Source organism: uncultured Fretibacterium sp. (assembly GCF_963544685.1).
GTDB lineage: Bacteria > Synergistota > Synergistia > Synergistales > Aminobacteriaceae > CAJPSE01.
In genome coordinates this window covers 1-9,142 of sequence record NZ_CAUUGJ010000091.1, presented here as the reverse complement: position 1 = coordinate 9,142, position 9,142 = coordinate 1, and the positions used below count along the sequence as shown (strand labels likewise).

Here is a 9,142-nt window from a genome sequence, read left to right as displayed (position 1 = left end):
TCGACTAGTCGTCGGCAGCGTCAGATGTGTATAAGAGACAGGGGGAGGAGGTCCCCCCTGGGGGTGGGGGGAGCCCTCCCCCCTTTCACTCCCAGTCGAAACGGGCGTCCTCGACCGTCTCCTCTATCTCGTCGATGAGGTTCGACAGCGTTTTCAGCCCTGCGCGGTCCCCCTCCTGCGCGGAGTCGCTCCCCTCCTTGCGGAGCCTCGTAAGGAAATACTCGGCCCATTCCTTCAAACGCTCGGCGAAAGGCTCGAAAAGCCTCGTGTACGTCATGGTCTGCCGTGCGTCCTGGAACATGCCGATGAGATTGTTTGGGGAGAATACGGCGTTGTCCATCATGTAGGGGACGAAGACGGTCTGTCCCCTGGGGTCGAAGTAGACCAGCCCGGCGGCAATCAGCTCCTCCATCGCCCCCTTGAGCTCGCTTTCCGAGAGCCCCGTGTCCCCGCATATCAATCCCTGCTGGAATGGGAACAGCCCGCTCATTCGGGAATGCCTTGCGAACAGGAGCGACAGAAACAGATAGCGCCCGTTCGCCGTGAAACGCTTCAGGTGAAGGTTGGGGTCGCTCCATATCGCGGCGGACATCCTGAAAAATCTCACCTCTCCTCTGTTCTTTTTCTTCTTGCCGGGCCTCCCCTCCGGCTCGCGCTCCGACAAATCGTCCTCGTCGGAGCGTGGGTCGTCAAACGGGATATCGCCCGGCTCGTACCCCATCGGTGCCTCTGGGTATCGGGTCATGCCCTCCCTCCCTTACGTTCGTCTCCTGATACCGAAGGGGGGGCCAAGGAGGCCCCCGCTCTCCCCTACGCCACGCTGAACCGCCGCGTCTCGACCTCCTTCACGTACTGCCCATAGAGCTCGGTGTGGGTCGCCTTGAACGCCGTCGTGTCGAACCGCTTGCTCAGGACCTTGGTCCAGCGGACCTTGAAGACGTCCACCAGCATCTCGGACACGCCCCGTGCCGTCATCTCCGCCTTGATGTCGTCCTTGATGGACGCTATCTCCGCCGCCAGCTCCTCGGCCATCTGCTTGAGCCCCTTCAGCTCCCTGACCTTCTCCGCAAGCTCCTTCTGTCCCATCGTCACAGCCTCCCTTGGAATTGGTCCCCGAAGGCGGTACAATGGAACCGCCCTCGGGTTGATACGTCCTCCTGTGGTGCGCGGCGGTCCAGGGTCGCCCCCCTAGGCCGCCTTCCTCTTCCCCCGGTTCTCGTGGAACCAGAGCCGCGTCTCGAGCTCCTCGTCCAGATCCAGGCAGTGGTCCCGGACCTCCCGCGCCGTGATGAACCCCAGCAGCTCGTCGTAGTCCAGCAGGAACGCCCCGGCCTCCTCCTCGGGGACCGTCACCAGGTCGCTGCCTTCGAGGCTATCCGCGTCGTTCAGGTAGTCCAGGAAGAACCACCTGTGAGTCTCCTTCAGGGCCTCCGCCTCGTCCCCGTCGCAGGGCACCCGGTCGTACTCTTCCCAGTCGTCCTCGTCCCCCGTGGTGTTGCGGGAGTAGAACCAATCCCCGTCCTCGTCCCGATCCACCCGGAGCTCGTGCCCCATGATCTCGCAGTACCCCATGGAGCACTCCGCCGCCGTCCCCCGGATGACCTCGTCGAAGTCCCCAGTCCCCGACATCAGCACGTACCGATCCTCCATACCGATCATCTCCTTTCGTTTTGTCCCGCTCGGCCTCGGTCTCGCCTCCGCCTTGCCTCCCCCGGCTCTTCGCGTTCTCCGCCGCTCGTCGCGCCTGACGCTCCCGACTCCCGCTCCCCGGTTGGGGGGACCTCCTCTGCCCGTCCCCTGGGCCTCGCCTTGTCAAGCTGCCTTGCCTTGGTTGATGGAGATATTCTATCCTCAGTTGAGGTTAGAATAAATAAGTATTATTACCTATTCTATCCTCAACCTAGGATAGTAAACTATACACGAGGAGGCATGACGATGAATCCACGAGAGGAATTTGTATCAGTGCAAGAAGCGGCCAATATTATGGGGCTAGACAGAAGCCGGGTAGGACGACTATGCCGTGAAGGGCGTTTCCCTGGAGCCGCGAAGGTGGGCTCGTCCTGGATCATCCCGCGTGAGGCGGTATTGAACCACAAGCCGCTGCCTCCGGGCGTGAAGCCCCGATCTGAGCGGGTGAAGGCGGAGCGGGCCGCGCTGCGTGAGGAAGTCGCGGCAGCGGTGTCTGCGGCCAAGGGGGAGGAGGGGTAGGAGATGGCCGTCAAAGGCGTTTTGCTGAGGCATGGGAATACCGGCGTCATCTGCCGCCAAGGGGACGACAGGGAGCCACAGGAGAAGGGGGACCGACGTCGTGAAGCCCGGAGGGCCTTGATGTCACGGATCATCGAGGAACACAAGGGAGCGTTCGATGAGCTCGCAAGGTATTGAATGGCTCGATGAGGAGGCCATACTTGACGCCGTGCTCCTCCTGCAGGAGCAGTATGCCGGAGACCCCATCGGGATTATCAACCTCAACCCCATCGGTTATGTTGCCAACTTGGCCGCAGTCTCGCATTACTACGGCAGCGACATCTTGGCTCTGGCCGCAGTGATAGGGCGCTCAATCATCCAGGGGCACCCCCTCCAGGACGGCAACAAGCGCTTGGGGATTCTCCTGATGACGCTGTTCCTCTCCGAGAATGGCTTGCGACTCCAAGCGAGCGAGAAGGAGATTGCCGAGACGGCCCTGTCCCTGGCTCGGGGAACGCTCGATTTTAACGGTCTGCGCTCTTGGCTGGAGGCGCATACTTGCCGGGAGAAGATTTTCAGCGAAGAGGAGGGGTAGGAGATGACGACCTACACGGCTTGCTACACGAAGATAGAGGCGGGCTATATGGGGCAGCTCCTCGAATGGCCGGAGGTCATCACGGAGGGGGGCACCCTGGAGGAGTGCCGGGCCATGCTGATAGACGCCGCCCAGGAGATGACGAGGGCCTACCTGGAGACGGGGCAGGTCCCCCCTCAGGCTCAGGTACTCTTTGAGCCTCTCCCTGTGGCCATGGAGAAGGTGTCGCATGTCGGTTAACCGACGCGACCTCGTGAGGCACTTGGAGCAATACGGTTTTTTTCTGCAACGGGAGGGCAGCAATCACAGCATCTACAGCAACAGCAAGGGCAAGATGGTCCCGGTCAAACGTCACACGACCTTTGACCGCATCACGGCAAACGCCCTGTGCAGGCAGGCCGGTATCCCGGCGATCTTTTGACCGGGGAGGAGGGGCAGGAGATGGAGGACCACAAACCGGAACGGGTCTATCTTTGTTTTTTGCTGGACAATGCGTTCGGAACCTTCCAGGATTTCCGGAGAGTTGAATACAACCCGGTTGAGGATGCAGATTTTTGGGGGGAGGATGTTTCTCCTGTAATCAGGTATTTTCGGCAGGCAAAAGGCGCTGTCGAATATCCCGCTCCCTCTGAGGATGTTTGGCGTCGCTTCAGGGAACGCCTCGATGCTTTGGGCGTATTTGAGTGGAAGTCCCGCCCTATAGCCGGGGAGAATGAAGATGTGCTCGATTGGATGCCGCCTTCATGGAATATCCAGATCACCTACCCTGATCGGGCAATCGACATCAAAGGCCCGATAGATGAGTTGCCGCCGCACGGGACAGGCAAACCGGGGTTGGAGTTTCGGCAGTTCTGCGAAGCCGTCTCCGAACTGATCGGCGGTCACGAGTTCGGACAAGATATCCTTTGATTCAATAGGTCCCTGCACTGAACTCATTGAGAACACGCAGGGGAGGACGCGGCATGAAGAAACAGACGGAGGAGTTTCGAGAAAGGGTGGAGGCCGAGGTCTTCGTCTCCACGGAGGCAGCGGACTATTTGGGGATGAGCCGCCAGAACCTCTCACAGCAGACCAAGGCCGGACGCATCCCCTGCATTCGGGGGAAACTGTATCTCAAAGCCGACTTGGACGAGTACAACGCAACGGCTCGTGGCGGCCCGGAAAGAAAAGGCGGGGACAAAAAGCGGGGCGGTCGTGAAGACCCGCCTATACCCGACCTGTAGAGTCTCCTGCTGAAAAACCGACGCCCTCCTGAGGTCGTGCCCCGGAGGGGGGTAACACAGATTTACTTCCTTGGCCACAGGAGAGAAGTCTACAGGTAGGCCGGGAAAGATTCTGAATTGCTGGATGCGGCTAAGCCGCACTCCGCCGAATTACCTACAGAGGCAAGACCCTTTTTGCTTGATAAATCTGTCAAGCGAACGACCCCCGCCCCTTGGCCTTGATACAAGTTTTTTTGTACCGGCCCCCGGCAGGACGGGCCTCGAATACCCTCAGAAATTCTGAGGGTATTCCCAAAACAAGTGTGTACGGTACACAATCCGCCGAATTACCTACCCTCGAAAATTCTCTCGGAGATTCTGGGGCGTCCCCCTCAAGGGTGTCCAGAAAGTGGACGCCCTTTTTGTTGGCCGGGTCTCCCCTTCAAACCTTCCTCACCCTGTGGCGGCGGGGTGCCACCTCGTCGACGAGGCTGCTCCCGGCGTGGGCCTTCCTCAGGTCGTCGAGCGTCAGGGCAAGGTACTTCTGCGTCGTTGAAAGGTCGGCGTGCCCCATCATGTCCCGCAGAGCGAAGACGTTCATCCCCCTCCGGAGCATCCCCAGGGCCGCTGCGTGCCGCAGATGATACGGCGTGATCGTCTTCCCCAGCCGGGCCGCGTAATCCTTCAAACGATGCCCCCAGGAGCGCACGCCATACGCCCCCCCATCCTCCGAGCAGAACACAGGGGCGTCTCCCCATTCCGGATGACGTGCGGCCAAGAGGGCCTGAACCGCCAGCACCGTTTGCGCCGTGATGGGGACGGTCCGGGCCTGCCTCGTCTTGGCCGCAGGGGCGGGGATCGTCACCAGAAGGCCCGCCAGGTCGAAGTCCCCGGGCCGAAGCTGGAGGCTCTCTCCAGGCCGCGCCCCACAGTCCAGGGAGAACAGGATCAGGGCGTAGTCCCGCAGCCCCGTAAAGGTCCGCCTGTCCGGGAGCCTCAGGAGATCGGCCAGGGTGTCCGTCTCGATGTGCACGATGCGCCCCACGGGACGGCGCTTCTTGAGCCCGGCCAAGGGGTGAGCACAGGAGAGCAGGCCTTCCTCCAGGCACCAGTTGAAGAACTTCTTGAGGTACGCGAAACGGAGGTTGTGGGTGTTGGGGTTGATGTCATCGCTCAGGTAAGAGAGGACGGCCGCCCTGTAGTCCTCCGTCCCCTCGGGGATTCGCGCGGAGAACGCCGTCAGATGGGCGCGGTAATCCTCCAGGGTACGCCTCGCCAGCCCCTCGGCCTGACGGAAGGCCAAAAACAACCGGATGATCTTCTGCATGAGAAAGCCCGAAATCTCGACGAGAGACAGGGGGGGAGAACAAGCGTTTTCCGACACCGGACCATACAATCGACTACAATTTAACAATGCAGTGTTTGCAGTGGTTTGTGGTCCCCCAAAATGCTTTTTCCCGTATCCGGACTTTTAATCCGGGTGTCGTGGGTTCAAGTCCCACACGGCTCACCAATCCAATCTCAAAAGCGGTCCCATCGTCCAGGGGCCTAGGACACAGCCCTTTCAAGGCTGCGACGCGGGTTCGAATCCCGCTGGGACCGCCAGTTAAAACAAACACCGCATATCACAGGACCACACCCCCCTGATCCTTCAGGGGTTTTACTTTTTTTGACCCCTTATGATATTCATGGAAATTCATATCGGGTCAGAGCGAACCCGTATAATAAACTGTAGAAGGACGAAGACCGTTATACGGGAGGGTGGGAATATGCCCCTGACCGAGCTGATGGCGAAGCAGGCGAAGGCTCAAGACAAGCCCTATGTTCCTCCGCGTTGGCTCCCTCGGCTCTCCGTGTTCCCCGCCTATCCCCCCGCCGAAATCCTCAGCGCATCTGGCTCTCCCAGAAAGCCGCCGCACAATCGAGCCAGCCCTCCGCGACGGTCCCCTCGCCCAGCCCGAAGCCGTGGGGAAGGCCGTCGAACACCTCGATCTCCGCATCCGTTCCCTGGGCACGTATTCTGCGTGTCCGCTCCTGCATCGTGCGGTAGGAGGCGATCCCGTCGTCCGTCCCCACGCAGCTGTAGGTGGGCGGCTCGTCCCCCGTCACCTCCGACAGGCCCGTATACTGCATGACGACCGCCGCGGGCCGCGGGCAACTTTTCTCACCGAAGGCCCCGGTTCCTCGGGAACCGAGCCAGGCCGCCATGCGCGCCCCGGCAGACCCGCCCCACAGGGAATAATCGCTCACGTCCACCCCCAACTCCCTCGCATGTTCGTGAATGAAGACGATGGCCCGTGCAAGGTCCTCACAGGCCGTCCCCGCGCCCGGGCGATAGATCAGAGCAAACGCGTTGTACCCCTTCTTCGAGAGCTCCTGGGCGTGAGGGAAGCTGTCGTGCATCGCCCCGACGTACACAAAGCCTCCGCCCGCGCTGCAGAGCGCGAATCTCGCGCCCGGCCTTCCCCTGAAGAAGAACAGTCCGGCATCGGCCTTTCGCGGGTCCGCCCTCATCTCCTCCTCGGAGTAGATGCGGTAGAAAATTTGATTCCCGGCGGACGCCTGCTCCCTCAGGGCGTTCACGATCCCGACGGTCCTCGCGGGCCGGACATGGCTGTACCACGCGAGGCTCAGGCTCCCCAGGGTATCGCCTCCCCAATAACCGGAATCCACGGGAAAGAGCAGCCTCCCGCAGTCGCCGAACAACGGGTCGTCGATCACATCCGATATCCTCGTGCTCTCCGTCACCTGCGTCACTTCTCCCGTTTTTTCAGCGTTCGAAGCGGCGCCCCCACAGCCCGGCAGAGCCATCAGCAGCAGCGGCAGCAAAAGCCAGCCGTTCCGGCTTCCACACATTTTCCACAGGCCCCTTCGGACACGAGTGACGCCCTCCACGTTCGGCCGCCACCATTCCCTCAGAGCGGTCGGCGAACATTTCAAAAACACATTTTTCGCCCCCTCACCGTTTGTCGAGGACCTCCGTGATCTCGCCGATGAACTGATAGTGCGGCGGGCGGTCCGAGTAGATCTCGCGCGCGACCTCCGGGTCGATGTGGCCCGGATTGAACTGCTCCCAGTACAGCTTCCGGCAGATGAAGGTCAGGTTCGCCTCGCTGAAGACGACGCCCTGCCCGTGCCTCTCCGGGGTCAGTGAGGTCATCGCAAATTTATCGCAATCCCGTTTCGATTTCGTTCCGAGCGTCAACAAATCCCTGCGATATTTTTCTTCAAAGAAAGAAACGGTGAAACAATCGTTTTTCAGCAGGCACTCGCTGGTATATCGCAGAGGGTTGACGTAGATCGTCACGATCAGCCGCCCGTCGCTCCTCAATCCCCAGAGGCTGCCAAGACTGCCCCAGCCGATGGTGCAGCCGTCAAAATCCTCCACGGTACCCGCCGCCGCCAGTGCCCATTGCTTGTCGAACATCTTGAACACGTCGTATTGTCCGTCGCGAAACGTCATAAACAGTCCCTCGTTTCATTTTTGAAGACGCCCGTCTTGCATGCGGTAAAACGGGCGTGGATCGTCTCTTGCCTGCAACTTAAAGGTTATCTTTAATGTAGTAGGGCTTCCGAGCCGGTGCGCCCTCTACCGGCCGCCTCACGCGTGAATTTTCACCCCGTGAAGCATCCTCACAAAGGCGGGGTCGCCGTGGTCCACGATCTCGCTGCGGCCCAGGTCCATCTTTGCGATCGCCGCCATCTCATCGTCCGTCAGGGCAAAATCCCAGATGTCGAAGTTCTCTTCCATGCGCTCCCTGCGGACGGACTTGGGAATGACGGAGACCCCGCGCTGAACGTTCCAGCGCAGCGCCACCTGCGCGGACGACTTGCCGTATCGCTCCCCGATCCCGGCAAGCGCCGAATGGGTGAAGATACCGTGCTTTCCCTCCGCCAGAGGGCCCCACGCCTGGGGACGCACCCCATACGCCCTCATGTTTTCAAGCGCCGCCTCCTGCGCGAAAAACGGGTGCAGCTCCACCTGATTCACCGCCGGGATCGTTTCGGCCGTCTCGCAGAGGTCCGCGAGGACGGCAGGATAGAAGTTCGCCACCCCGATGGCCCGCGTCATACCCTGCCGGTACATCTCCTCCATCGCGCGGTATGCGCCGTGGTAATCCCCCATCGGCTGATGGACGAGGTAGAGGTCCACATGATCGAGCCCCAACTTCCTCAACGAGGATCGCAGGGCCGATTTCGCACCCTCGCAGCTTGCGTCCTGCACCCAGAGTTTCGTCGTCACGAACAGTTCCTCGCGGGGCAGACCGCTCTTTCGGATCGCAGCGCCCACCGCCTCCTCGTTGCCGTACACGGCCGCGGTGTCGATCAGCCGATAGCCGGCTTCGAGGGCGTCAAGCACGACGCGCTCGCACTCGTCCCGATCCGGTATCTGAAAGACCCCGAACCCCTCCAGGGGCATCATGACCCCGTTGTTCAGCTTCACGTACTCCATCGCCACTGCCTCCTCGATAGTTGAAATCGCCTCGGTTCTGCGAACCCGGCGGCCGAACCGAAACTTGAGTGGATATAACGGCTTCCGAAACCGCGTTCTGTCGTAGGTTATATTCTACAAACCGGTTGTCGCTATCGGTCAACCGCACCTTTTACGAAAAACGCGGGCGAGAGGATGGTCTAAACGATGACGCGGGCCTGCGGGGAGACGGATAAGGATGCTCCCGCGGTCATGGGGCCCCCGACCCCTCCGGTCCGGAGCACCATCTGAGCAGGAACGTTTGGAGCCGCCGGGCTTCTCCTCGGTGCTTGTCCTTCACGCAACTCGATCCCGCTACGGTACTATTACCTTTCGTATCGTCTGTAGAATGGCCCTGAATGGTTTCTTCTCTATCATTTAACATCTTTGAGTCCCATAACGGGACGGGCTTCATTCTCATGAAGTATCGCTGAAGACCTGCTAGAAAAAGTCAAGGGTTTAGTTGAGAAATGGCAGCAGGGGGTAAAAGTTTTTGAGGATTGTAGGGTTTCTGCGAAGTCATGACGGCGTGAATCACCCTCAGAAGTTTTGTGCCGACGGCGGCTAAGGCCTGTTTGGGATGTTTGCCCCTGGCAATCATCCTGTCATAGAATTCCTTGAATACAGGATCAAAGCGTCGTGCGGCGTTAGCCGCCAGGTAGACGGCGCGGCGCAGGTATGGAGAGC

14 protein-coding genes, 1 tRNA gene and 1 pseudogene are annotated in these 9,142 nt (G+C 60.4%); 8 read left to right on the top strand and 8 right to left on the bottom strand.

What is annotated here, in order from left to right; genetic code table 11:
- Window positions 1-85: 85 nt before the first annotated feature.
- From ABLA28_RS08815 to ABLA28_RS08805, 3 genes are all read right to left on the bottom strand, one after another.
- On the bottom strand, window positions 86-745 hold the full coding sequence (locus ABLA28_RS08815) for a hypothetical protein (RefSeq protein ID WP_347713344.1): 660 nt from the start codon (window positions 743-745) through the stop codon (window positions 86-88).
- A gap of 65 nt (window positions 746-810) precedes the next feature.
- The gene (locus ABLA28_RS08810) at window positions 811-1,086 is read right to left on the bottom strand and encodes a hypothetical protein (RefSeq protein ID WP_347713343.1); all 276 of its coding nucleotides are present in this window, start codon (window positions 1,084-1,086) and stop codon (window positions 811-813) included.
- Between the two features lie 102 nt (window positions 1,087-1,188).
- The gene (locus ABLA28_RS08805; RefSeq protein ID WP_347713342.1) at window positions 1,189-1,650 is read right to left on the bottom strand and encodes a hypothetical protein; all 462 of its coding nucleotides are present in this window, start codon (window positions 1,648-1,650) and stop codon (window positions 1,189-1,191) included.
- 279 nt (window positions 1,651-1,929) lie between these two features.
- On the opposite strand from ABLA28_RS08805, the gene ABLA28_RS08800 reads away from it, so the two are divergent.
- From ABLA28_RS08800 to ABLA28_RS08770, 7 genes are read left to right on the top strand one after another with little or no spacing between them, the layout of a single operon-like run.
- On the top strand, window positions 1,930-2,208 hold the full coding sequence (locus tag ABLA28_RS08800) for a helix-turn-helix domain-containing protein (protein WP_347713341.1): 279 nt from the start codon (window positions 1,930-1,932) through the stop codon (window positions 2,206-2,208).
- A 3-nt stretch (window positions 2,209-2,211) separates the two neighbouring features.
- Window positions 2,212-2,385 (top strand): hypothetical protein, encoded by a 174-nt coding sequence (locus ABLA28_RS08795; RefSeq protein WP_347713340.1) that lies wholly within the window; start codon window positions 2,212-2,214, stop codon window positions 2,383-2,385.
- Window positions 2,366-2,782, top strand: coding sequence for a type II toxin-antitoxin system death-on-curing family toxin (locus tag ABLA28_RS08790; RefSeq protein WP_314719140.1), 417 nt, complete (start codon window positions 2,366-2,368; stop codon window positions 2,780-2,782). The genes ABLA28_RS08795 and ABLA28_RS08790 overlap by 20 nt, the downstream gene beginning before the upstream one ends.
- Before the next feature lie 3 nt (window positions 2,783-2,785).
- Entirely contained in the window at window positions 2,786-3,022 is a 237-nt protein-coding gene (locus tag ABLA28_RS08785) for a type II toxin-antitoxin system HicB family antitoxin (protein ID WP_347713339.1), read from the top strand.
- Window positions 3,012-3,203, top strand: coding sequence for a type II toxin-antitoxin system HicA family toxin (locus ABLA28_RS08780; RefSeq protein ID WP_347713338.1), 192 nt, complete (start codon window positions 3,012-3,014; stop codon window positions 3,201-3,203). Before ABLA28_RS08785 ends, ABLA28_RS08780 begins: the two co-directional genes overlap by 11 nt.
- 20 nt (window positions 3,204-3,223) lie before the next feature.
- Window positions 3,224-3,691: a hypothetical protein gene (locus tag ABLA28_RS08775; RefSeq protein ID WP_347713337.1), complete on the top strand. Its 468-nt coding sequence runs from the start codon at window positions 3,224-3,226 to the stop codon at window positions 3,689-3,691.
- A gap of 53 nt (window positions 3,692-3,744) precedes the next feature.
- Window positions 3,745-4,005 (top strand): helix-turn-helix domain-containing protein, encoded by a 261-nt coding sequence (locus ABLA28_RS08770; RefSeq protein ID WP_347713336.1) that lies wholly within the window; start codon window positions 3,745-3,747, stop codon window positions 4,003-4,005.
- A gap of 421 nt (window positions 4,006-4,426) precedes the next feature.
- Here the strand turns inward: ABLA28_RS08770 and ABLA28_RS08765 are convergent, their stop codons facing one another.
- Window positions 4,427-5,311: a tyrosine-type recombinase/integrase gene (locus tag ABLA28_RS08765; RefSeq protein ID WP_347713335.1), complete on the bottom strand. Its 885-nt coding sequence runs from the start codon at window positions 5,309-5,311 to the stop codon at window positions 4,427-4,429.
- Window positions 5,312-5,513: 202 nt separating this feature from the next.
- Between ABLA28_RS08765 and ABLA28_RS08760 the strand changes: the two genes are divergently transcribed.
- Window positions 5,514-5,589, top strand: a tRNA-Glu gene (locus tag ABLA28_RS08760).
- 279 nt (window positions 5,590-5,868) lie between these two features.
- Here ABLA28_RS08760 and ABLA28_RS08755 read toward each other — a convergent pair.
- The 4 genes and pseudogenes from ABLA28_RS08755 to ABLA28_RS08740 all read right to left on the bottom strand — a co-directional run.
- Window positions 5,869-6,840 carry an alpha/beta hydrolase gene (locus ABLA28_RS08755; RefSeq protein ID WP_347713334.1) on the bottom strand — a complete coding sequence of 324 codons (972 nt, stop codon included), beginning with the start codon at window positions 6,838-6,840 and terminating at the stop codon, window positions 5,869-5,871.
- Between the two features lie 103 nt (window positions 6,841-6,943).
- On the bottom strand, window positions 6,944-7,447 hold the full coding sequence (locus ABLA28_RS08750) for a flavin reductase (protein ID WP_347713333.1): 504 nt from the start codon (window positions 7,445-7,447) through the stop codon (window positions 6,944-6,946).
- Window positions 7,448-7,585: 138 nt separating this feature from the next.
- Window positions 7,586-8,437 (bottom strand): aldo/keto reductase, encoded by an 852-nt coding sequence (locus tag ABLA28_RS08745; protein WP_347713332.1) that lies wholly within the window; start codon window positions 8,435-8,437, stop codon window positions 7,586-7,588.
- A gap of 469 nt (window positions 8,438-8,906) precedes the next feature.
- Window positions 8,907-9,142 (bottom strand): annotated as a pseudogene (locus ABLA28_RS08740) (hypothetical protein); the annotation flags it as partial.